The sequence below is a fragment of the Mesorhizobium sp. genome (genome assembly GCF_004962245.1).
Taxonomy (GTDB): domain Bacteria; phylum Pseudomonadota; class Alphaproteobacteria; order Rhizobiales; family Rhizobiaceae; genus Mesorhizobium.
This window is the reverse complement of record NZ_SUHQ01000014.1, coordinates 145,848-169,349: the sequence shown is the minus strand read 5'-3', so window position 1 is coordinate 169,349 and position 23,502 is coordinate 145,848. Positions and strand designations below refer to the sequence as shown.

20 protein-coding genes are annotated in these 23,502 nt (G+C 62.3%); 13 read left to right on the top strand and 7 right to left on the bottom strand.

Annotated elements, in window-relative coordinates; genetic code table 11:
- Positions 1-389: 389 nt before the first annotated feature.
- The gene (locus tag E5X88_RS16920) at positions 390-1,586 is read left to right on the top strand and encodes a DUF932 domain-containing protein (protein WP_292163252.1); all 1,197 of its coding nucleotides are present in this window, start codon (positions 390-392) and stop codon (positions 1,584-1,586) included.
- 87 nt (positions 1,587-1,673) lie between these two features.
- On the opposite strand, the gene E5X88_RS16915 is transcribed toward E5X88_RS16920, so the two are convergent.
- A complete protein-coding gene (locus E5X88_RS16915; RefSeq protein WP_292163249.1) occupies positions 1,674-1,874 on the bottom strand; it encodes a hypothetical protein in 201 nt (66 codons plus the stop codon).
- Positions 1,875-1,964: 90 nt separating this feature from the next.
- Between E5X88_RS16915 and E5X88_RS16910 the strand changes: the two genes are divergently transcribed.
- The 10 genes from E5X88_RS16910 (at position 1,965) to E5X88_RS16860 (ending at position 11,444) form a co-directional block, all read left to right on the top strand.
- Positions 1,965-3,002 (top strand): toprim domain-containing protein, encoded by a 1,038-nt coding sequence (locus tag E5X88_RS16910; protein ID WP_292163247.1) that lies wholly within the window; start codon positions 1,965-1,967, stop codon positions 3,000-3,002.
- A gap of 311 nt (positions 3,003-3,313) precedes the next feature.
- The gene (locus E5X88_RS16905) at positions 3,314-4,237 is read left to right on the top strand and encodes a DUF2493 domain-containing protein (protein ID WP_292163244.1); all 924 of its coding nucleotides are present in this window, start codon (positions 3,314-3,316) and stop codon (positions 4,235-4,237) included.
- A 924-nt stretch (positions 4,238-5,161) separates the two neighbouring features.
- Complete coding sequence (locus E5X88_RS16900) at positions 5,162-5,491, top strand: DUF736 domain-containing protein (protein WP_292163241.1); 330 nt, start codon at positions 5,162-5,164, stop codon at positions 5,489-5,491.
- 315 nt (positions 5,492-5,806) lie between these two features.
- Entirely contained in the window at positions 5,807-6,013 is a 207-nt protein-coding gene (locus E5X88_RS16895) for a DUF6499 domain-containing protein (protein WP_292163239.1), read from the top strand.
- Between the two features lie 139 nt (positions 6,014-6,152).
- Positions 6,153-6,593: a DUF2285 domain-containing protein gene (locus E5X88_RS16890; RefSeq protein ID WP_292163236.1), complete on the top strand. Its 441-nt coding sequence runs from the start codon at positions 6,153-6,155 to the stop codon at positions 6,591-6,593.
- Between the two features lie 134 nt (positions 6,594-6,727).
- Entirely contained in the window at positions 6,728-7,018 is a 291-nt protein-coding gene (locus E5X88_RS16885) for a helix-turn-helix domain-containing protein (RefSeq protein WP_292163233.1), read from the top strand.
- 134 nt (positions 7,019-7,152) lie between these two features.
- Positions 7,153-7,449 (top strand): DUF2840 domain-containing protein, encoded by a 297-nt coding sequence (locus E5X88_RS16880; RefSeq protein WP_292163231.1) that lies wholly within the window; start codon positions 7,153-7,155, stop codon positions 7,447-7,449.
- The gene (locus tag E5X88_RS33645; RefSeq protein ID WP_366929946.1) at positions 7,446-8,378 is read left to right on the top strand and encodes a DUF736 family protein; all 933 of its coding nucleotides are present in this window, start codon (positions 7,446-7,448) and stop codon (positions 8,376-8,378) included. The genes E5X88_RS16880 and E5X88_RS33645 overlap by 4 nt, the downstream gene beginning before the upstream one ends.
- A gap of 4 nt (positions 8,379-8,382) precedes the next feature.
- Complete coding sequence (locus E5X88_RS16865; RefSeq protein WP_292163227.1) at positions 8,383-9,456, top strand: lytic transglycosylase domain-containing protein; 1,074 nt, start codon at positions 8,383-8,385, stop codon at positions 9,454-9,456.
- 245 nt (positions 9,457-9,701) lie between these two features.
- A complete protein-coding gene (locus E5X88_RS16860; RefSeq protein WP_292163224.1) occupies positions 9,702-11,444 on the top strand; it encodes a VirD2 family relaxase/mobilization nuclease in 1,743 nt (580 codons plus the stop codon).
- A 260-nt stretch (positions 11,445-11,704) separates the two neighbouring features.
- On the opposite strand, the gene E5X88_RS16855 is transcribed toward E5X88_RS16860, so the two are convergent.
- From E5X88_RS16855 to E5X88_RS16840, 4 genes are all read right to left on the bottom strand, one after another.
- Positions 11,705-13,324, bottom strand: a complete 1,620-nt coding sequence (locus E5X88_RS16855) for an ABC transporter ATP-binding protein (RefSeq protein ID WP_292163221.1) — start codon at positions 13,322-13,324, stop codon at positions 11,705-11,707.
- Between the two features lies 1 nt (position 13,325).
- Complete coding sequence (locus E5X88_RS16850; protein WP_292163218.1) at positions 13,326-14,447, bottom strand: ABC transporter permease; 1,122 nt, start codon at positions 14,445-14,447, stop codon at positions 13,326-13,328.
- The gene (locus E5X88_RS16845; protein WP_292163215.1) at positions 14,440-15,363 is read right to left on the bottom strand and encodes an ABC transporter permease subunit; all 924 of its coding nucleotides are present in this window, start codon (positions 15,361-15,363) and stop codon (positions 14,440-14,442) included. The genes E5X88_RS16850 and E5X88_RS16845 overlap by 8 nt, the downstream gene beginning before the upstream one ends.
- Positions 15,364-15,529: 166 nt before the next feature.
- Positions 15,530-17,122 (bottom strand): peptide ABC transporter substrate-binding protein, encoded by a 1,593-nt coding sequence (locus E5X88_RS16840; protein ID WP_292163213.1) that lies wholly within the window; start codon positions 17,120-17,122, stop codon positions 15,530-15,532.
- A 412-nt stretch (positions 17,123-17,534) separates the two neighbouring features.
- On the opposite strand from E5X88_RS16840, the gene E5X88_RS16835 reads away from it, so the two are divergent.
- Together E5X88_RS16835 and E5X88_RS16830 are read left to right on the top strand one after the other, a co-directional pair.
- The gene (locus E5X88_RS16835; protein ID WP_292163307.1) at positions 17,535-17,969 is read left to right on the top strand and encodes a TadE/TadG family type IV pilus assembly protein; all 435 of its coding nucleotides are present in this window, start codon (positions 17,535-17,537) and stop codon (positions 17,967-17,969) included.
- Positions 17,970-19,751: a pilus assembly protein TadG-related protein gene (locus tag E5X88_RS16830; RefSeq protein ID WP_292163210.1), complete on the top strand. Its 1,782-nt coding sequence runs from the start codon at positions 17,970-17,972 to the stop codon at positions 19,749-19,751. It begins immediately after the preceding gene.
- A gap of 16 nt (positions 19,752-19,767) precedes the next feature.
- Here E5X88_RS16830 and E5X88_RS16825 read toward each other — a convergent pair whose 3' ends face one another.
- Entirely contained in the window at positions 19,768-21,393 is a 1,626-nt protein-coding gene (locus E5X88_RS16825; protein ID WP_292163207.1) for an alpha-glucosidase family protein, read from the bottom strand.
- Positions 21,394-21,404: 11 nt separating this feature from the next.
- Positions 21,405-23,438 carry a glycogen debranching protein GlgX gene (gene glgX, locus E5X88_RS16820; protein ID WP_292163204.1) on the bottom strand — a complete coding sequence of 678 codons (2,034 nt, stop codon included), beginning with the start codon at positions 23,436-23,438 and terminating at the stop codon, positions 21,405-21,407.
- Positions 23,439-23,502 lie beyond the last annotated feature (64 nt).

The following is a 23,502-nucleotide window of genomic DNA, read 5'->3' as shown; positions in this document are numbered from 1 at the left end:
GATTGATGGCCCGTGACGCGGTAGCGATTGAGCGCAACGTTTCCACCTCTGTCTCACCGTTGTGAACGCCGCTGCGTGAGATAGGTCCAAATACCGCGCTATGAAAAGTGGCACTGGAAGATCCTGCGGCAAAGATGTCCGTTTGACCTGCCAATCGGAAGGTTCGCAGTTCCCATCGCGAGCATCGGTTCTGGCTTCGGCTCGTCGATGCACTTGGACCATGCAGGTTCAGCAATTTGCGTGCCCGGTAAATTCAACGTGGGGTGTTCTCCAGCGCAAGGACGTTGCGCTCCACACGACCCAGATAGAGTGAGAGAGCTGCGGCTGTCGCCGTGACGGATTGAAGGTCGAGAGAGAGGCTCTCGGCGGTCCGTCATTGGAGATCAGCCATGAGCAATGTTGAAGTTCTGGACGCCACTCGCGACGCGAACGGCGGTTACAAAGTCGATTTCGGTCGCGGCCAGCGGATCGGCCGCGTGTCCTCGGAATGGTTTTCAAGGCCCGATGACGAGCGTTTCTTGTGCTTGTCGGAGCTATTCGATTCCGTGAGGAGCCGCAGCCAACGCAGTCGGACACGAACGGTTGACAGCGCGGCCGTCCGCGTCGAGGTCAGTCGCGACAACGCAGAACGCTTGTCGCTCATCCTCCCTGGAGCGGCCGACCCGGTCTCCCCGACCCATTGGAGCTTTGGCCAGCTGGCGAATCTCATCGGCGCACCGGCCGCCTACCTTCGTCAGTTGCCCGCCCCGCTTGCGGGCATCAACCTGCAATACGGCCTGGCCTCGCACCGGGCCGAGCAAGTCAAGACGCTCGAGACCGATGACGGGCGCGTCGAACTCCGCGCCGTCACGGGCCCGGATTACGGGCGCATCTACGACCACGAGTTGGTCGCCGCCGTTCGGCGTATCGCTGGCAATGGCACCGGCGATACGCGCTGGAAGGTGCCTGGGGTTCTGGACTGGTCAAGCAGCATCTACAATCCGCGCGCCGGCGTAACGAAGGACACGACCACCCTCTACGCCAGCGACCGAGATGTCTTCCTGTTCCTGGTTGACGACCTCAATCCGATCGAGGCGGGGCGTCTGCCGGATGGCTCGCCTGATCTGTTTTTCCGCGGCTTCTACTGCTGGAATTCGGAGGTGGGCGCCAAGACGCTCGGCATGGCCTCGTTCTATCTTCGCGCCGTTTGCCAAAACCGCAACCTGTGGGGCGTGGAGGATTTCGAGGAAATCACGATCCGGCATTCGAAATATGCCGCCTCACGTTTCGCTTACGAGGCGGCGCCGGCGCTTGCGCGGTTCGCCGATTCCAGTCCAGTGCCCTTCGTCAACGGCATCAAGGCGGCGCGTGCGCAGATCGTTGCGCGATCCGACGAGGACCGTACCGATTTCCTCCGCAAGCGCGGGTTCAGCAAGGCCGAGGCCACGAAGGTCATCGAGACGGTGCTCGCCGAGGAAGGCCGCAAGCCCGAGAGCGTTTTCGACTTTGTCCAAGGCATCACCGCGGTGGCGCGCGACAAGAGACATCAGGACGCGCGGCTCGATCTCGAAGCTAAGGCGAAAAAGCTGCTCGACCGCGCCGTCTGAGCCGGATTCACAGCATCCGGTTCGACGTCTTTCCTGTGTCGGGTTCTGCGGCTCGCCTCCATGAGTGAGAGGTGGGCCGCAGATTCGTCACGGGTTGGAACCGAGAGAGAAGCCGCCGGCTCGGGCGGTTGTCGATGCCGCTGCGCACTGTCTGGCGATCCCCGAAATGACCAAGGACGCCTGGTTCGCGACGGTGAGGAGAAAAGAGCGGCGGAAGTCGGCGGCGAAACGGCTATGGCGGATACCGAGCCGCAGCTGGAGGGTGAGCCGGCCGAGATTGACACGCATGCGATCGCCGCCGATTGGCGGCCGGAGCAATACGACCACACGAGGACCGGCCGGCAACGGCGGGTCCTTTTTTCATCTGAGGAGTTTGCTATGAAAACTGCAACGGATCTTGCGCAGCGTCTCGGTCGCCAAGCCGAGGCGGTCTGCCGTTACTATCTCTCAGCTGGGCACCGCGAGGGCCGCTATTGGCTGGTCGGCGATGCCCGCAACACGCCTGGCCGCTCCATGTTCGTCCGACTAACAGGGCCGGAATCCGGCAAAGGCGCAGCCGGCAAATGGACTGACGCCGCGACCGGTGAGCACGGTGACCTTCTCGACGTCATCCGCGAGAGCTGCGGCTTGATCGACTTCAAAGATATCGCCGATGAGGCGCGGGCCTTCCTCAACATGCCGTCACCCGGGCCAAAGCCTCAGCCGCGCCAAGGGTGGCGGCATGCAGCGACAGGATCGAGGGAGGCGGCCCGCCGTCTCTTTGCCATGTCTAGGCCGATTTCGGGCACGATCGTGGAAGCTTATTTGCGTGAGCGCGGCATTGCGTCTTTGCGGGGAACCGAGAGCCTGCGGTTCCATCCCCGCTGCTACTATCGGCCTGACGAGCACGGTCCGACCGTCACCTGGCCGGCGATGATTGCCGCTGTCACCGACCTCGACGGCCAGATCACCGGAGCCCACCGGACCTGGCTCGACACCCGACGCCGCGACAAGGCACCAATCGACACCCCGCGGCGCGCGATGGGCGCTCTGCTCGGCAATGCGGTCCGCTTTGGCATAGGTGACGATGTCGTGGCGGCCGGCGAAGGAATCGAGACCGTCTTGTCACTCCGTTCGGTTCTCCCCGACATGCCGATGCTGGCGGCACTTTCCTCCGCCCATCTTGCTGCTGTCATATTCCCGCCGACGCTCCGCAGACTATATATTGCCCGCGACAACGATCCGGCCGGCAGCTGGGCGTGCAACGCCCTCATCACGCGGGCGCGCACTGTCGGCATTGACGCGATCGTGCTGTCGCCCCAACGCAGCGACTTCAACGATGATCTCCGCAGCTTCGGCTTCAAGGCTCTGCGGACAGGTATTCGGATGCAGGTCGCGCCCGATGAGGTCGTCCGCTTCATGTCAAACTCGGCATAGGCGGCACGATCGCATTGGCGAAATCGCACCAACATGGCTCGCAGGCTTGGCGCCCCCTGACGCCGACGAGGAACGCGACCTGGCCTTCGAGAGGGCGATCGGCCGGCAAGCGCTCCGACCGGCAATGCCTGCGGCCGGCTATTTTCCGCCGCCCTTCGGGCTTTGCAGCGCGAAACAAAATAGCCGGCCTGCGTCATCCTCCGCTGCCGCTTCGGCCCGCGCTTCGCTGCGGGTGCAGGTCGTCGCGCCCGCCGGCTTTCGTCGCCAGAAGGCCGCGAAGGTCGCGGTCATATCCGGCGAAGGAGCATCCCATGCGCGACCACGATCCCGATTTCGAACCCGCCCACGCTTCATCCCCCATCGACCATGTCCTCAGCGAGCTCCAGCTCTATGGCTACCGCCCGTTTTGCGATGAACCAGATCCTCGGCCACTCCCGGAAGGCAATGTCGTCGCCGGCGCGATCACCGACGTCTTCCAGGCGCTGGTGGTGGCACTCTCCGACACCCGACTCGAGCCCGACCTCGATGATTTACTCTGGTCGGCCGTCAATGTCTTTCACCGCGCCACCGGCCGCATTGAACACGAGCTCGACGACAACGAGCAGGGGCAGCGCCGCAGCCAGCGCGAACAGGACGGCAGCGAAGTGAAATCGGTCGAGCTGGAGCGCCTGACGGCCGAGGGCCAGACCCTGATCGAGCGCCGTAACGTTTTCGAGCTGATGCGCGACCATGCCGCCGATCTCTACGAACATCATGTTGGTACGAGCTGGCGACCGCGCTCGGGATCGATGGTCAGCCATCGCAACCTGACGGCAGCGATGATCGACAGCCGCGATTTCCTACACGCCAAGAAGCGCGCCGAAACGCAGGTCCTGCTACCACCAGGGCCGAAGATCGCCTTCACCGGCGGGCTCGACTTCAACGACCACAGCCTGATTTGGAACAAGCTCGACCAGGTTCACGCCAAGCACCCCGACATGGTGCTGATGCACGGCAAGTCGCCGAAGGGCGCCGAGAAGATCGCCTCCCGCTGGGCGGATCATCGCCAAGTGCCACAGATCGGTTTTGCGCCCGACTGGACAAAACACGGCCGTGCCGCCCCTTTCAAACGCAACGACCAGATGCTCGACGTTATGCCAATCGGCGTGATGCTGTTCCCCGGCACTGGCATCCAACACAACCTTGCTGACAAGGCCCGCAAGCTCGGTATCCCGGTCTGGCAGTTCGGCGGGTGAGCGTCGCCGAACTGCCATAGCTTTGCGCGGTGCGGCATTGGCCGGCGAAAGTCTGGTGCCTTTGTGGGATTGCTTGCGATTCCAAAGAACGAGGAGCTTTGGCAATTTAGGACTTTGCTGTTCGAACCTGCTTCGACACGATCCCGTAGAGCTGCGGATTGACCTCGCAATGGCCGATCCTGACGCTATGCCTCTTTTGTCAGCACGCACCAAAGCACCGGCGTCCACACAGTGCTGAGCGGTCCTCGCCTGGGCGACAATTCCGGCCATCGAGGCATCTATGGCACTGTGAAGGCGCATTGTGCCGCGGCAGCTGGCTGTCGCCTCCCCCGTTTGGCGTTCGCACCCGGCACGTCCGTGATGGAGGCCCCGGAGCGGCCGAAAAGGCTTCCTGCTGGATCATCACGGGCGTTGGCTGACGCACCATTGGCACGCGAGCAGCTCGGTCAGATCAAGGGGTCGCCAGGATGAAGCGTTTGGACCAGGTCGGCGTGGCAGGCCCTGCTCCAACGTCTGCGATAGGCATCGGTGCCATGCGTGCACCGTTGGCACAGCTTCCGAATATCCGAACGTCGGCGCGCGGGAGACATCGCCGCCGGTTGCCCAGCCAACGAACATTGAAACTGCGATGAATGCGCCACGTTCTCCGTTGATCCATCTGCGCTAAGTCGACCAAACGGTCTCTCAATGGGCTGATCTGGCCGAAGGCCGGCCGCGCCTCGACCGCCTAAGCCACAACAGCGCGACCGCGACTTTCTTCCCCTGGGCTGCGCCCATTCCTCGCGAACAACAAAGTCGCTCCCGCGCCGTCCTCCGCTTCGCTGCGGCCCGCAGTCGGGTGCGGCGGCGGTCGCCTCCGGCCTGTGGATCGCCATCGAGACCGCAATGGTGCGGGCTCGGAAACAGTGATCAAGGAGAACGACTATGGCGACCATCGGCACTTTCAAGAGGATTGGCAAGAAAGAGCTCACCGGCGACATCATTACCCTTTCGCTACAGGCCAAGAACGTCCGCATCGTTCCGGCGGCGCACCGCGCCGGCGACAACGCGCCCAGCCACCGCGTCTTGTATGAGGGGGTTGAAATCGGGGCTGCCTGGTCCAAGCGCTCCAGCGAGGGCCGCGACTATCTCGGTTTGAAACTGGACGATCCGAGCTTCACCGCTCCGATCTATGCCAACCTGTTCGATGACGAGGAAGACGAAGGCTACATCCTCATCTGGTCTCGCTCCAACGGCCGCCGCAACGGAGACTAGGCCGCCTGAGCACCTCGCCCGCCCGGACTACCGGGCGGGCTACTGCTTTTTTTTGGCGACCACTCGGCTCCTGCGTGACCTGCGTTTGCGCAATCGCGCTGAACCGGAGATGGCCCGGCCCCACTGGGTTCCGCCCGCCTCGCAAGGCGACTATGTGCCATCTGGCGGTGCGCCACACTGATCGCCGCTTGCGGTTTGCTACGCTTTGCTGAATTAGCACAGCGGTTTGCCGACTCTCCAACTACCCAACATCCGTATCGCTGGGGATGTTGATTGCGAAGCCCTCATCCAGACGAGGGCATGCGGAGAGGAACGTTGCAGTTTAACTGGACCGGTCCGGCAGCCTATGCGCACATGCCGGACTATGAAGCCGCCGATTTCGCTGCCGAGTATCTGATCCGGAACGACGAATTCGTCGCCGAATGCAGCCAGCTTGCGTCGCGAGGCGCACAGACCGGAGACCTTTACGGTTCGCCCGACTTCGCCGCCCGTTGGGGGGCGCGATTTCACAATTGCCACTGATGAGCTTCCGTCAGCCAAGAATATCGTCTGGACGGAACAGGCCTCGCCGCGCGCGCTTCGAACCATCCGGATGCCTGCCTCGATTGGTCCTTCGCATCGGAGTGTGCATCCTTCCAGGCTCAGTAGCGCCAGCGTTTGGATGCACAGTGGCGAGTTTCAGGTTCTTTGGCCGGTTTCGACGCAACGGCATCAGCTGGTTGCTGACAGTTCATCGGGTATCAATGCCGTTGTTCTGCCGCTCGACGTCGCCTTCGAGACGCGGCTCGATGCAGCGCGCCGGTTTTGGCGGGCACTGAACGGTCGACCGCCCGCTCCAGCCTATGGCGCACTGCCACAACAGGCGAAGATCAGGCATATCCTCAATTTGCGCGCTCATGATGGTCGTCGCACCGGCGCAACCTATCGTCAACTCGCGGAGGTGCTTATGTCACGAGATCCGATCGCGCCACGGGATTGGCGCGATCATCATCTGAGGCACAAGGTCCGTGCGATCCTGCGGCGAACGGATCGCCTAGTAGCCGGCGGCTATCGCGATCTTCTTTTCTATCCACACAGCCGCGGAAGAAAACCCGATCGCTGAAGCCTTCTTCGCGGGGGTAGCAAAAACGCACCCCCCGATCTTTGCCCTCCCTTGCTCTTCCTCATTTCGACCATGCTCCGTTTCGCGCGTCCCGGCAGGCCAGGACGACAGCAAAACCGAATGGAGATCGAGCGATGTCGAAGGGTCCCGCGGACGCGCCCCAAAAATACCTGCGCACGAAGGAGGCAGCACCGATTGTCGGGCTTTGCGCCCGTACTCTCGAGAAGCACCGGACGTACGGCACGGGCCCAAAATACCGCAAGATCGGCGGCCGTGTCCTCTACGACATCGACGATCTGCACGCCTGGATCGCGCTTGGCGCACGTACTTCCACCAGCGATGCGAACGCGACCTTTGTCCCGCCGGCCAAGCTCCATGCGGCCCGCGCGCCAGCCTACGCCGCCAGACGCGATCGCTTCTCCTGAAACGCGGTGCAACGAAAATGTGGCAGCACTTTCACGACCGTGCTCGACGCGAACTGTTTCATGCTCGCGCCACTGACATCGCCTCATGCGACTTGATATCCTGGCCGCGCTTTTCGTTCACAAAATCGCTGCGCGTGGCACCGATCGATTGTCGCAAGGGCGAGGGATCGATCAGCGCCGACGTGCTGCGCGAGCGCTGCTTGGCGGTTGCTCATTTGCAGGCTGGCGCTAACGTCCTGCTCACCGCCGGCGGATGGCCGAATGTCGCAATGGTGATGAAGAGCATCGAAGCGATCGACATCGATACTGCCGACGTTTCGCCGGACCATTGGCGCCATTGCCGTAGCCGGCGCGCCGCACGGGAAGCGCTCAGGTCTTCCACTCGCCAGCGCCATGATGCCTGGCGGCTGCGCCGGCGGACTGGGCCATGAGTGTGCGCCCAGCGATCGTCGCCGCGATGCTCGGCGGCACGGTTCTCATCGCCCTACCAGCTTGGATCGGCCAACGACCGCAGTTGATCTGGAACGCATCCGCGAGCGTTGCGATCGGGCTCTACCGCGTCGAGCCGTACGACAGAATCGGAGTTGCCGACATCGCCCTTGTCATGCCGCCCAAATCGCTGGCGGACTTCATGGCAAGACGCGGGTATCTGTCGAACAACGTGCCGCTGCTGAAGCGCGTGCTTGCCCTCAGTGGACAGACGGTTTGCCGTCGCCGCACCGCCATCGTTGTTGGCAGCGTGACCTATGGACATGCGCGCGAGCGTGACAGTCGCGGCCGAGCGCTGCCGGTCTGGCAGGGCTGCCGCGTGGTCGCCGGTGATGAAGTCTTCCTCATGAACTGGGGCGCAGCTGACAGTTTTGACGGTCGCTATTTCGGGCTGTTGCCGCTCACATCGGTCATCGGCCGCGCGGTCCCGGTCTGGACATTAGGCCACGCCTTTCCAGAGCCGAACGCTTCCAATGATCCTGTTCGCGGCAAGCTGGCCAAGGCTCTCACCACCCTTCCCAACGCTCACGAAAGGAGCACTGCAATGGCCTTGATTGGCGCCTTCACCCGCAACGATGACGGCTTCTTCGGCAACATCACAACACTGACACTCGACGCAAAGGTCGCCATCCTGCCCGCGCAGAAATCGGACGCAGAAAACGCGCCCGACCATCGCGTCTTCTGTGAAGGCATGGAGGTTGGCGCAGCGTGGGACCGTAGCGGCGACAAGGCCGGCGCCTATCTCTCGGTCTCCATTGACGACCCGTCCTTCGCGCAGCCAATGCGCGCCAATCTGTTCCAGTCCGATGCCGAGAAAGGTGCCTGGGGCCTGTACTGGAGCCGGCCATCGAAGCGCAACGAGCAAGGCTGACCGGATGCTCGCACTGCGCTTCAGCTGTCTTGCCGCGGCAAGCCCTTTGATCGATCGGGCGGCGGTCAAACCTTTCGTCCCGATCGCCCGTGAGACGGCCGCCTCGCACAGCGAAGGTCAAGAGGCGGGTGCTCGCCCGTCGTTGCGAACGCTCATCGCATCAACATTTGGGGGGAGCCGGGCCAGTCGGCGAAGCCTTGCCCTTGACGGAACCGAGCACGGTGGCAGCCTCATGGTGCACCGGACCTGCGAGCCTTACGCTGTGATCTGCCAAGGCATCACAGCGCTTTGTGCATGCGCCATGCTTACCGTTTCAATGTCCGCTGTATGCGCAGAGCCTCCCACGCATAATGGACAGCCGGCGCGCTCCAACAGCAGAACCTCGTCCCCAGATCCCTGGTCGGCGCATATCCGCGGGGCAGCGAAACGATTTGCCATTCCCGAGCGGTTGCTTCGCGCCGTCATGCACGTCGAAAGCGTTGGTGATGTTCATGCGGTGTCGAGCAAGGGCGCGATGGGCCTGATGCAGATCATGCCGGGAACATGGGAAGAACTGCGCATAAAGCATCATCTCGGCGACGATCCTTATCAGCCACGCGACAACATTCTTGCCGGCGCTGCTTACCTGCGGGAGATGCTCGACCGCTTTGGCCGCAAAGGCTTTCTCGCTGCCTACAATGCCGGCCCGGGGCGTTACCAAGAGCATCTTTTGACCGGTCGCCCGCTGCCGCGTGAGACGATCGACTACGTCAGGAAACTCGCGCCGGTGATTAGAGATGCCGTCTCCATTCCGCCGCGTGAACGACAAGGAGCAAACAGGGCGAGCGTACTCCATTCGTCGGTTTTTGTGCAAAACAGCGACATCGGCAATGTCGCCGCAGCGCATGGCGAGCGCAGTGCGCATGTTGGCGCAGAGGCGCTGTTCGCGGGCATCCATTTGCCTGCCATGCGCACGTCAACAGCCGTTTCTGTAGTTGATCTGACAGCGGTCGAGCCACAGCCGGATGAAACCGGATCGGCGTCGAAGCCCTCCCTCCCCGGCCTGTTCGTGCAGCGTTCTCCACTGCAATCGCGATGACCACCGCATTCCTGGTCAATCGCATTGCGGCCTGTTTCGTCGCGGGAATTGCGGCGGCGGGGTTGGTCACGGAGCGAGGGCGGAGGTGTGGCAGGATAAAGGGCGCGATGTGCGAGCGGGGCGGATGACGAGGGCGCAAGGGTTTCAGAGGCGGTTTCGCGATGTGCGCAGATTCTGCGCGATGTGCGCCAGTCGCCATTTTCCGGATCTTTCCGATGGAAGCTGCACCTCGCGGGGAAACGGCCATGAACCATGAGAATGATTTCCGCGTCCGGCCGGGTCGTATCCGTTCCACGGCTGGCCAGCGCGCGCGACCGTTCATCTTTCAGGCGCTTGCGGCGGCACAGCGTGCTGGTGGTAGCAATTCCCGCAAAGGCCATTTGATCTCGCCGCGCCACTCGACTTTTGGACGGGGTCGGACGGCGAGCATCTGCGCCAATCGCCTCATAACCAGCCGCTCGCGCGGCGGCGTCGTCAAAGCGCGCGTGGTGCGTCAGTTCGGCCGCGCCGCGCCCCTGGCTGCCCATCTCAAATATCTTCGCCGCGAGGGCGTGACACGCGACGGCGAGGACGCGAGGATGTTTGGTCCCGATACGGACGAAGCCGACCACGATGTCTTTGCCGAACGATGCAAGGAAGACCGGCATCATTTCCGTTTTATTGTCTCACCCGACGACGCCGTCGAGCTGGGCGACCTGAAAGGCTTCACCCGCGACCTGATGGCCGACATGGAGCGTGACCTCGGCACGAGGCTCGACTGGATCGGCGTCGACCACTGGAACACCCAACATCCGCACGTTCACATTCTCGTCCGCGGTGTCGCAGACGACGGCGAGAGCCTCGTTATTTCACGTGACTACATCCGCCAGGGCATGCGCGACCGCACAGGCGACATTCTCACCCAGACGTTGGGGCTTCGCACCGACCAGGACATCCGCCAAGCCATCGAGCGGGAGGTCGAGACTGAGCGCTGGACCCAGCTCGACCGCCAGCTTGCCCGCGACATGGATCGTCATGGTATCATCGATCTTGCTCCGCACGCGGACAGCCCGCCCGACGAGTTCCTGACAGTCAAGGTTGGGCGGCTGCGCCGGCTCGAGAGCCTGGGCCTTGCCAACGAAATCGGTCCCGGCCAGTGGATGATGGCCGATGAGGCCGAGGCGACGATGCGCTCACTCGGCGAACGAGGCGATATCATCAAGCGCATGCACCGCAGTCTCGCCGAGCACGGCATCGACAGGGAGCTATCGGACTATGTTCTCGCAGCCGAGCAGGTCGAGACGCCGGTCATCGGTCGGCTGCTCGAGCGTGGTCTGGATGACGAGCTGCGCGGTTCGGCCTATGCCATCGTCGACGGCATCGACGGACGGATGCATCATGTGCGCTTTCATGATCTCGACGCAACCGGCGACTGCGCGCCGGGCTCGATCGTGGAGTTTTGCCGCCATAAGGATGCGCAGGATCGAGGCAGTGTCGAGGTCACGGTCCACTCGGATCTTTCAATCGAAGAACAGATCCAGGCGTCCGGCGCGACATGGCTCGACCGGCAACTCGCTGCCCATGAGCCAGCCGAGCTCGGCGATGGTGGCTTTGGCCGGGAGACAAGACAGGCGCTTGAGGCTCGTGCCAATCACCTGATCGAGGAGGGCTTGGCCTGGCGCGAAGGGCAGCGCGTAATGCTTGCGCGAAACCTGATCGACACTCTGCGGGGCCGGGAAATTGATGCGCTTGGCTCACAGCTCGCTGCCGAAACCGGCCTGTCCTTCACCAAGGCAGCAGATGGCGACTATGTGACGGGCATCTACCGGCGGCGTATATCGCTCGCTTCTGGCCGCTTCGCGATGATCGATGACGGGCTCGGCTTTAGCCTTGTGCCCTGGTCGCTATCGCTCGACAAGCAATTGGGCAATCATCTTTCTGGGGTGGCGCGCGGCCTTGGCGTTGGCGTGGACTGGAGCCTCGCAAGGAGGCGCGGCCTCGGGCTGTGAAGCTCACAACTGCCGAGCAAATTCACACGTGCGCTGTGTTTGGAATGCGCGCCGATCAAGGCAATTGCAGCTTCTGCCCATTGCATCCAAGCGCGCTCGTGTCGGCGTTGATGCCGATTGTTCGATCACGTCGGGCTGTTCTTCTGGAGCTTGATACTATTCCATCTGTCGGCAATGAACCGTCACCTATCTCGCGGGAAGGGCACGTCGATTTTTGCTCTCCAAAAAACCACCATCGGCTGTGGCCCTGACCGGTCGCATTATGCGCTCAAGCGAAACCGTGTGACGTCGATGGCCGCAGCCATAAGCGTCTGGGTGTAGGTTGCCTGTGGATTGCTGAAGATCGCCTCGGTCGGTCCTTCCTCGACGATCTTGCCCTGCTTCATGACGATGATGTAGTCGGACATCGCGCGCACGACGGCAAGGTCGTGGCTGATGAACAGGTAGGACAGTTCGTGGTCGGCCTGTAGCTTGCGCAGCAATTCGACGATCTGCTTCTGGACGGAACGGTCGAGCGCCGACGTCGGCTCATCGAGGACGACGACCTTGGGCTTCAGGATCATCGCGCGCGCGATGGCGATACGCTGGCGCTGGCCGCCGGAGAATTCGTGCGGGTAGCGATTGCGGGTATTCGGATCGAGCCCGACTTCGCGCAAGGCCTCGACCGCGCGCAGATCGCGTTGCCTGCCCGACAGGGACGGCTCATGCACCAGAAGCCCTTCGGTGATGACCTGGCCAATGGTCATGCGCGGCGACAGCGAACCGAACGGGTCCTGGAAGACGAGCTGCAATTCACGCCGCAGCGGCCGCATGGCTTGACGGTCGGCGCTGGAAATATCGCGATCGCCAAAGCGGATGACGCCATCGCTCGGCAGGAGCCGCAGCAAGGCGCGGCCGAGCGTCGACTTTCCCGAACCGGATTCGCCGACGATGCCGATGGTCTGGTTCCGCTGCAACCGGATCGAAATGTGATCGACTGCGCGCAGCATAAGCGGCTCTCCGGCAAGAAACCCGCCGCCGATCTTGAAGGTCACGTCGACATTCCTGCCTTCGAGCAGGACGGGCGCGTCTGGTGGGGGCGGCGCCTTGGTTCCGGTCGGCTCGGCGGCCAGCAGCATCTTGGTATAGGCATGCTGAGGGTTGACGAAGATCGCTTCCGCCTCGCCCTCCTCGACGACCTCGCCGTAGCGCATGACATAGACGCGGTCGGCAAAGCGCCGGACAATGCCGAGATCGTGGGTGATGAAGACGATCGCCATGCCGAGCTTGCGCTGCAGTTCGGCGAGCAGCATGAGTATCTGCGCCTGGATCGTCACGTCGAGTGCCGTCGTCGGCTCGTCTGCGATTAGGATGTCGGGATCGTTGGCCAGCGCCATGGCTATCATCACCCGCTGACGCTGGCCGCCCGACATTTCGTGCGGATAGGATTTCATCCGCCGCTCGGGATCGGGAATATGGACCAGCCGCAAGAGCTTGAGCGCCTCTTCGCGTGCCTCGGCGGCGCCAAGCCCGCGGTGCCGGCGGATCGGTTCTATCAGCTGGTTGCCGATCGAATATAGCGGATCGAGCGAGGTCATCGGCTCCTGGAAGATCATGCTGATCTTGCGGCCGCGGACCTTGTTCAACTCGGACTTGCTCAGGGTCAAAAGGTTGCGGCCGCGATAGTCGACGACGCCTGTCGCCTCGCCGTTCGAGGCCAGCAGGCTCATCGCCGCCATCATCGTCTGGCTCTTGCCGGAGCCGGATTCGCCGACCACGGCGACGGTCTCGCCTGCATTCACGTGGATGTTAATGCCCTTGACGGCTTCGACCGCGCCATCGAGCGTGCGGAAGCGGACGCGAAGGTCCTTGACGCTGAGGATCGTTTCGGAAGCGACCATCTCAGCGATCCCTGGGGTCGAGTGCGTCGCGCAGGCCATCGCCGACGAAATTCAGCGCAAACAGCGTCGAGACGAGAAAGAAGGCCGGGAACAGGAGCAGCCAGTTGGCCGAGCCGATGTTATGGGCGCCGGTCGAGATCAGCACGCCCCAGCTGGTCATCGGTTCCTGGACACCGAGCCCGAGGAACGACAGGAAACTCTCCAGGATGATGACCTGCGGCACCAGCAGGGTCATGTAGATGACCACTGGGCCGAGCAGGTTGGGGATGACGTGGCGGATCAGGATGCCACGCTGGCCAACGCCCATCGCCTCCGCTGCCTGGACATATTCCTGACGCCGGATCGACAGCGCCTGTCCGCGCACGATGCGTGCCATATCGAGCCACAGCACCGCGCCGACCGCCAGGAACATCAGCACGAAGTTCCGGCCGAAGAACACCACCAGCATGATGACGAAGAAGATGAACGGCAGCGAATAGAGTACGTCGACGATGCGCATCAGCACCTCGTCGACCTTGCCGCCGACAAAGCCGGCTGTAGCGCCGTAGAGCACGCCGATGACGCCGGCGACGACCCCAGCGAGCAGGCCGATGGCCAGCGAAATGCGCCCGGCCATCAGCGTCCGCGACAACAGATCTCGGCCGGTATTGTCGGTGCCGAACAGGAAATATTGCTGCCTGATCGAAGCGCTCATCACCGCTTCGAGGGCGTCAGGCGATTTGCTCTCGATCTTGGTGTCGTCGAAGGCATCGGAACGGTCGAGGTAGCGGACATTGCGGTCATCGATCGGTTTGGGCGATGTGACGGTGACGAAGATGCGATTGCCGTCCTGCCGCCACTCCTTGATGTCGACACGCATGCGCTTGATCGCCTCTTTGAGCGCGGTTTCGATCATGTCGGCCTTCGGATAGGACGAGAAGCTCGGCGGCGTGCGCACATAGTCGGCGTAGATGGTGGTGTATCGATGCGGCACCAAAGAGGGCCCGAACACGCTAATGACGGCAATGAAGGCAAGATAATACAGGCTGAACATGGCGGCGCGATTGGCCTTGAGGCGCGCCCAGGCATCGCCCCATAGGGAGCGGCCGACGACGGCCGGTGCGGTGGCTGCGATGTCAGTCATAGCGCACCCTCGGATCGACGAAGGCATACATGACGTCGACGATCAGGTTGAAGACGATGGTGAACAGCGCGATGACCACCACGGTGCCCATGACCAGCGTGTAATCACGGTTGAGCGCGGCATCGACGAAATAGCGACCAACGCCGGGAACAGCGAAGATCGTCTCGACGATGATCGAGCCGGTGAGCAGCGCGGCTGCCGCCGGACCGGTGAAGGAGACGATCGGCAGGATGGCGCCGCGCAGCGCATGCTTGACGACCACCGACCAGTCCGACAGGCCGAGCGCGCGGGCGGTGCGGATGTGGTGCGAGCGCAGCGATTCGATCATCGAGCCGCGCATCAGGCGGGCGACGATGGCGATTTGTGGCAAGGCGAGGGTCAGCACAGGCCCGACCTTGTTGAGCAGGGCGCCATCACCCCAGCCGCCGATCGGCAGCAGCTTCCAGGTCAGACCGAACAGGAGCTGGATCACTGGCGCGATGACGAAGGTCGGGATGGTGCTGCCGGCGGCAGCCAGTGCTATGACCGAGTAGTCGCCAATCTTGTTCTGATTGAGCGCGGCAATGGTGCCGAGTATGCTGCCGAGCAGCAGTGCCAGGATCAGCGCCGAGGCGCCGATCTGGATTGAAACGGGCAGGCCCCTTGCAAACAATTCGGTGACAGTGAAATCCGGCAGGTTATAGCTCGGTCCGAAATTGCCACGCAGAAGGTTGCCGAGATAGTGGACATATTGCAGCCAGAGCGGGTCGTTGAGGCCGAACTGCGCTTCGAGATTGGCCCTGATCTCAGGACTCAGGCCCCGCTCCTGATTGAACGGGCCGCCCGGCGCGACGCGTATCAGGAAAAACGCCATGGTCACGATGACGAACAGCGTCGGAATGGCGGTCAGAAGCCGCCTTAATACGTATCGCAGCATCGGTGCCCCGCTTGATCCAGAGCAGCGCGCGTCCAGCTGGACGATTGCGCTCTAGCCTTCAAATCCTCGCACCGACATTGCCGAAAATCGATTCCGGTTCCCGGGCCGATGCGATGGCAAACCAGCGCCGCCGCGCATTGAGTTGCGCGGCGGCCCAGCTAAGGGATCAGTCCTTGCTGATGAAGCGGGACGGATGGATGTCCATCACATTGTCGTCGAAGCCATGCAGCTTCGAGGAAACGATATCCTTGTAGCTATAGTAGAGAATCGGGATGTTGCCGACATCGTCGACGAGGATACGCTCAGCCGCAGCGAGTTCCTTCATGCGCTCTTCGGGCTTGCCGCCGGCGGCCGCCGCCTTGTCCATGGCCTCTTCGAATTTCGGGCTGCTGTAGTTCGAATAGTTGTTGCCACTGGCCTTGCGGGAGATGCCGAGGAAGGTTTCGGGATCCTTGTAGTCCGCAATCCAGCCGGCACGTGCCACGTCATAATCGCCCTTCTGCTCAAGGAAGGAGTAGTGGGTCTTGGTGTCGGTGTTGAGCAGTGTGATTTCGACGCCGAGCGGCTTCAACTGCTCCTGGATGGCGACCGCCGTGTTCTTGTGGTTTTCCGAAGTGTTGTAGCGGATTTCCATCTTGAGCGGCTTCTCGGGCGTGTAGCCAAGCTTCTCAAGCACCTTCTTGGCTTCGTCTTCGCGGTCGATCTGCGACATGTCCGCGTACTTGGCCAGTGCCGGCGTATAGCCCTCAATGCCCGGAGGCACCATCGAATAGCCAGGCAGCATCGAGTTCTGCCAGACCTTTTCGGCAAGGAAGTCGCGATCGATTGCCATGGAGATGGCGTTGCGCAATTCGACGTTGTCCCACGGCGCCTTGTCGGTCTTGATCGCAAAATAGTAGGTGCCAAGGTATGGCCCGACACGGATCTGGTCGCCGAATTTGGTCTTGAGATCGGCGAGCTGTTCGGTCGGCAGGTCACCGTAACTGTCGAGTTCGCCGGCCTCGAAGCGCTTCATCGCCGACGAGCGATCCTCGGTCGGGATGTAGTTGACCACGTCGAACTTGACGCTCGCGGCGTCCCAGAATTTCGGATTCTTGACCAGCTTCAGATGGTCGTTGGGAATCCACTCCGCCGCTGTAAAGGCCCCGTTGGAGACCAGCTTGCCTGCCTTGACCCAGTCGGCGCCAAGCTTTTCGATAGATGCCTTGCTGACCGGATAGGTCGCCTGATGGGTGAGCATCTCCAGGAAGTAAGGCGTCGGCGCCTTGAGCGTGACTTCGAGGGTATGTGCGTCAATCGCCTTGACGCCCATATCCTCCGGCTTGCCCTTCTTGGTGTTGACTTCCTCGGCGTTCTTCACGGGATAGAGCATGGAAGCGTATTCGGCAGCGGTGGCCGGATCTTCCAGCCGATGGAACGAATAGACAAAGTCGTCCGCCGTCACCGGGCTGCCATCCGACCAGAGGCCGTCCTTGCGCAGCTTGAAGGTGTAGACGGTGCCGTCGTCGGACACCGTCCAGCTTTCGGCGGCGCCCGGAATGAGGTTTGTCTTCTGGTCATGCATGACGAGGCCCTGGAACAGGTCGCGTATGATATCGGCTTCGTAGACCGTCGAGGTCTTGTGCGGATCGAGCGTCTCCGCTTCGGCGGCGGATCCGCGGTTATAGACGGTCTCGGCGAAAGCCGGCGTGTAGAACGTCCCGGCGGCCAAGGCCATGGTTGTGGCGAATACCGTCGCCTTCAGCATATTTTTCAGCATGAAGTTCTCCCTGTCGAAGCGGCCTTTCAGCTACGCCTCTTGAGTGTTGACGCCCCGAAACCGATGCATGGCTCTTTGAGCGCGCCGCTGGTTCCCTTTCCGGCAGCTGGTGGTCAAACAGTAACGTGGAGATTTTTTATTTCAACAGACTCTCTGGGTCACCCAAAGTAAGGCCCGCCGACTGCCGCTTCGCGGTCGGCAGAACGGCAGCCGAAACCATGGCTTGGTTCCGTTCCCCCACGTCAAGCTTTTACTTCCGGCAGAAACCTGTCGTCGATTCCACTTTGCCCAAATGTCTTAATGCGGCTTTAAGCAACTAAGGGTTACATCTATCGCGGGCTTCGGTATGTCTTGATGGGCGTAGGACATGGACAGCACAAGAACTGAGAAAATTCCTACAAAGCGGAGCAATATGCGCCAGCTAAGGCTCAAATTATACCAATTTAGAGAGCAGTCTGGAACTTCCGCGATCGAATTCGCGCTGCTTTCGCCCATTTTTATTCTACTTTTGCTCGGTATGGTTGCATATGGTATCTATTTTGGAGCAAGCAATTCCGTGCAGCAAATCGCGGCTGACGCCGCACGCACGGCTATCGCCGGACTAAACGAGGCCGAGCGCCAGGCGCTGGTGACCAGTTTTGTCAACAACAATGCCGGCGGATATCCCTTCGTTGATTCCGGCAAGCTGACCTATCAGGCCAAGGACAGCACGGCCGACGGAAAACAGTTCGTGGTGTCCGTCCAATACGATGCCCGCAACCTGCCGATCTGGAACCTGTTCCCGGCGCTGTCCATGCCTGGAACCACGATCGCACGCAGGTCGACAATACGGGTCGGAGGCATCTGAATGTCGGAAACTTTGCTGGGAGGGATCGGCCAGGCCGTCCGCTCGATGCTTGTCGACCTGAAGGCGAACTTCACCGTCATGACGGCGCTGAGCGCACCGTTCGCGCTGGCGCTGGCTGCCGTGGCCATCGATGAAGGCTCGATCTATGTGGAGCGCCGGGAGGCGCAGGCGATGACCGATCTGGCGGCAATCACCGCCGCCTCGAACATCAACAACATAGAGGCCGCGGTGGTGACCACGCTCGGCGACAACGGAATGCCGGGTATCGTCGTCCAGAAGGCAGGACAGACGATCGTTCCCACTCTCGGAAAGACCATTGTGTCGGTCACCGCCGGCCGATACTCGCCAGAGTCGTCGCTCGGCGTCGACAAGCGCTTCGAGGCCGGCAAGACGCCCTACAACGCCGTCCATGTCACGCTGCAAAAGGTGCCCGCCCGCTATTTCGCGAGTTCGCTCATTCCTACGCCGGTCATCGGCACCCAAGCCATTGCCAGCATGACGGCGCAGGCCAGGTTTTCGGTCGGGTCCAGGCTTCTCAGCGTCAATGGCGGTATCCTCAACGCGCTTCTCAGCGGGCTCCTTGGTGGCAATATCTCGCTTAGTGTCATGGACTACAACGCGCTGATCTCGACCGATATCAGCGTGCTTTCGTTCGTCGACGCTCTTGCCGTCCAACTGCAACTGACAGGCGTCAGCTATTCGGAAGTGCTGGCGTCGAAAGCAACGGTGGGCCAGATCGCCACCGCCATGGCCAACGTCTCGCCAGTTGGCAGCACCAGCAAGCTCGCTTTGCAGACAATCGCGTCCAGAGCCACCAGCACGGTGAAAATCCCGCTCAACCATCTTGTCGATCTTGGATCAGTCGGCCAACTGGGGATCGGGGAAGAGCCGGGTGGCCTGGCGATCGACGCTAATGCCATGGGTATGCTGACCTCCGCCGCCGCACTGGCGAACGGCTCGAGGCAGGTCGACATCAATCTCGGCGCCACCGTTCCAGGGCTTACCGCAACCACGCTGTCCATCGCTATCGGCGAGCCTGCGCAAATCTCGCCTTGGCTGACAGTCGGAGACGGCACGGTGGTGCGCACCGCGCAGACGCGGATCAAGTTGGTGGCATCCGTCGGCATCGGCAATTCGAATCTCGGTGGCGGCATCAGCCTCCTGTCTGTCAAACTGCCGCTGCACGTCGAAGTGGCTCGTGCCGAGGCCAGGCTGACCGACATCAGCTGCCCGACCGGGCACCCCGACAGTTTGGAGGTTTCGATTGCCGCACTTCCGGGCGTAGCCTCGCTGCACCTTGGCGCCAGCGACGCCGACAACAGCCCCACCGCCTTCGCCGATTTCAGCAACCCGCAGTCGTTCCAAGCTGCCGAGATCGCAGGCGTCAGCATCAAGCTCCTCCTGATTAACCTCCCGCTGCTGCAAGTGAACGGTTCGGCAGCGGTCTCAATCACCAACAACGATCCGACGACGCTAACCTTCAACAGCACCGAAATCGCCAACAAGGCGATAAAGACGGCTTCCACGAAAAACCTGACGCAATCCCTCACCACGTCGCTGGTCAACAATTTGTCGCTTTCGGTCGGGGCGCTGGGTCTCGGGCTCGATGTAACCGCCCTGCTTGGAACGGTGAAGCCGGCAGTTGTGACGTTGCTGAACGGTGTAACTGCACCTGTCGACGCATTGGTTTATAACGTGCTTGCGGCACTGGGCGTGCGCGTCGGTGAGGCCGATGTCCGGATCATGGGCGCGACTTGCGGGCGCGCTGTGCTCGTTCAATGAGGATCCCGTAGAGAGATCAGCCGGCTCGTCCGAGAAAGCAGCTTAGCGGCGGCAGTGACAAGGCGTCGTCCTGCAAGGCGCCACCGGCGCCAAGATCGATCGTCTCTGCGACACCGATATCCTGCGGCAACGGCCAGATGGCAGGATCATCGGCGAAATTGAAGACGCAGAGCAGCTTTTCATCGCCGCCATCGCGGATGAAGGCAAGCACATCGCCCTCGGCATCGAGAAAGTGGATCGAGCCTCGCACCAGTGCCGGATGCCGCTTGCGCAAAGCGAGCATCGCCCGGTAGCTGGCTAGAACCGACTTTCCCTCGCCGTTCTGGGCATCGACCGCACGTGCGCGATGGCTTGGAGGGACCGGAAGCCACGGCTTGCCGGTTGAAAACCCGGCATTGTCGGCGCCAGCTTCCCAGACCATTGGCGTACGGCACCCATCCCTGCCCTTGAATCCGGGCCAGAAGCGGATGCCGTAGGGATCGCGCAGGTCCTCGAAGGCCAATTCCGCCTCCTCCAGACCAAGCTCCTCGCCCTGATAGAGGCAGATCGACCCGCGCAGGCACGACAGCAGCGCGATCGAGAATTTCGCCATCCTCTGTGGATCACCGCCGGGCCTTGCCCAACGCGTCAGGTGGCGGACGACGTCGTGGTTGGAAAACGCCCAGCAGACCCAGCCGTCGGAGACTGCATTCTCACAGGCTTCGACGCATCCGCGCACGTGCGCTGCCGAGAATTGCGGACCGAGCAGGTCAAAAGTGTAGCACATGTCGAGCTTGTCGCCGCCGGCGGTGTAGGCGGCGAGCGTCTGCAACGAACGGGTTTCGTCACCGACCTCACCGACAGCAGCGCGGCCCTCATACGCGTCGAGCAACGCCCTAAACCGCCTGAGGAAGGCGAGGTTTTCGGGCTGTGTCTTGTCGAACAGATGCTCCTGGAAGAGGTAGGGATTGGTTTCGGTGTTGGTACCGGCGACGCTCGTCGCCAGAGGCGGATTGCTGCGCAGCCAGCGGTCATGGACATAGTAGTTGACCGTATCCAGCCGGAACCCGTCGACGCCGCGCTCCAGCCAGAACCGCACCGTTTCCAGCAGGGCGTCCTGAACGTCCGGATTGTGAAAGTTCAGGTCCGGCTGCGAGGCGAGGAAATTGTGCATATAATATTGCCTGCGGGTCGCATCCCACTCCCAGGCAGGGCCGCCGAAGACCGACAGCCAGTTGTTGGGCGCGGTGCCGTCCGGGCTCGGATCGGCCCAGACATACCAGTCCGCCTTGGGGTTGTCGTGGCTTGCGCGGCTTTCGACGAACCATTCGTGGCGGTCGGAAGAATGCGACAGGACCTGGTCGATGATGATTTTCAGGCCGAGGCGATGCGCCTCGGCGACCACCGCGTCGAAATCCTCTGAGGTGCCGAACATCGGATCGACGGCTGTGTAATCGGAAACGTCGTAGCCCATGTCGGCCATCGGTGACTTGAAGAAGGGCGACAACCAGACGGCGTCGACGCCAAGCGACGCGACATGAGCCAGTCTTGAGGCAATGCCGCGCAGATCGCCGCCGCCGTCCCCCGTCGTGTCCTGGAAGGACCTGGGGTAGATCTGGTAGATGACGCAGCCGCGCCACCACTCGGCATTGCCATCAGCCATTGCGTTTCTCCTCAGCGTGAAGCTTGCCCGGCCCTGCGTTCGATCATGAAAATGACCGTTCGCCCCAGCACCGGCCGTGATAGGTCGGCAGCGCCGGTCGGTGTTTCCCAGCGAAATCCCTCACGGTCCGGCAGCGTGAACACGCATTTGCGGCGGTCGCCGTTGATGACGACCGCAAGACGGCAATCCTCATCGCCGGAACCGCCAAGCACCATGACGAGGCGATGCCGCTCCGGATGATGCCAGCCTGCTCCATCGAGCGGCTCGCCCGTTTCGGTCAGCCAGGCAACGTCCGATATTTCCGAGCCGGCGGGCGGCTCTCCGGTCAGGAAGCGCGTGTCGGAAAGCGCCGGCGCCGCGCGACGGATCGCGGCGAGCGAAACCGTGAACTGTTCCAGCGCCTGATCGCGCCCGTTCCAGTCGAGCCACGTGATCTCGTTGTCCTGCGCATAGGCGTTGTTGTTGCCCTTCTGGGTGCGGCCAAATTCGTCGCCCGCGCTCAGCATGATCGTTCCACGCGAGGCAAACAGGGTGGCCAGCAGTGCGCACTGATCGCCGAAGCGGGCCTTGGCTATGGCCGCATCGCCGGTTTCACCCTCGACGCCGTTGTTCCACGACAGGTTCTCGTCGTGACCGTCTCGGTTCTGCTCGCCATTGGCCTCGTTGTGCTTGTGCTCGTAGGCAGCGATATCGGCCAGCGTCATGCCGTCATGGGCGGCGATGAAATTGACCGTGCGGCTTGTCCGCTGGCCGGCCTTGGCAAACACATCGGACGAGCCGGCAAGCCGGGTCGCCAGCGCGCCGATCATGCCGCGATCGCCACGCCAGAAGCGTCTGACGTCGTCGCGGTATTTGTCGTTCCATTCGAGGAAGGACGGCGGAAAATTGCCAAGCTGATAGCCGTCCGGGCCGATATCCCACGGCTCGGCGATCAGCACCCGGTCGCCGAGGACGGGATCGTCCCGAATAGCCCTGAGCAACGGTGCCGCAGCGTCGAACCTGCCCTCGACCCGACCCAGAATGGGCGCCAGATCGAAACGGAAACCGTCGACGCCGGCGTGGCAGACAAAATGACGAAGCGTGTCGAGGACCATTTCCAGGACGACCGGATGATCGCAGCCGACCGTGTTGCCGGTGCCGGTGTCATTGATCAACCTGCCGTCCGGCGCATGCCGGTAGTAGGCACGGCTGTCGAGGCCGCGCAGCGACAGCGTTGGTCCAAGCCTGTCGCTTTCGCCGGTGTGGTTGAAGACAAGGTCGAGGACGACGCCGATGCCGGCCTCACGCAGCGTGGCGACCGTCTGCCGCAATTCCGCGAGACCGCCGGGTGCGAGGCGCGGATCGGGCGCCATGAAGGTCACGGGGTTGTAGCCCCAGGCGTTGTGGAGCCCGAGCGGCGGCAGATGCCGTTCATCGATCGATGCCGTCACCGGCATCAGTTCAACCGCGCCGACCCCAAGTTTTTTCAGGTGCTCGACGATGGCCGGATGGGCAAGGGCTGCAATCGTCCCGCGCTGGCGCTTCGGGATGTCCGGATGCAGCATGGTGAAGGCGCGCACCGGCACTTCGTAGATCAGGCCGCCCGGCTGAAACAGGGGCGGGACAAGTGGGACCGGCTTCGGCAAGTCTGCGGCAATCGCCTTCGGCAGCAGTGGGGCGGTGTCGGTCGCCTCGCCCCGGCGAGCGGCGAGCCGGTCGTCATAGGCATAGGGCCTGTCGATCTCGACGGCATAGGGATCGACCAACAGCTTGTCGGGATCGAACCAGAGCCCTTGCTCGGGCGCATAGTCGCCATCGGCGCGAAACCCGTATCGGGTGCCGGCGGCGAGGCCGGCAACGAAAAGCGCGTGAACGCCCTCGCCTTCCCGCATGAGTTCGAGCCGGTCGACCTCCCTGTTACCCTGCTCATCGAAGATCGAGACCCAGAGCCGGCTGGCGGCAGACGACCATGCGGCAAAACGAACGCCGCCTTGCTCGGCCAGTCCGCCAAATCGCGGCCGATACGGCCGATAGCCGGCCGGTATTCTATCTTCCTGTTTAACCATGGACTTTTCCGAAAACCGGCTCCCACTTTTCGCTAACGCGGACCTCCGGTTCGGGATCATGGTC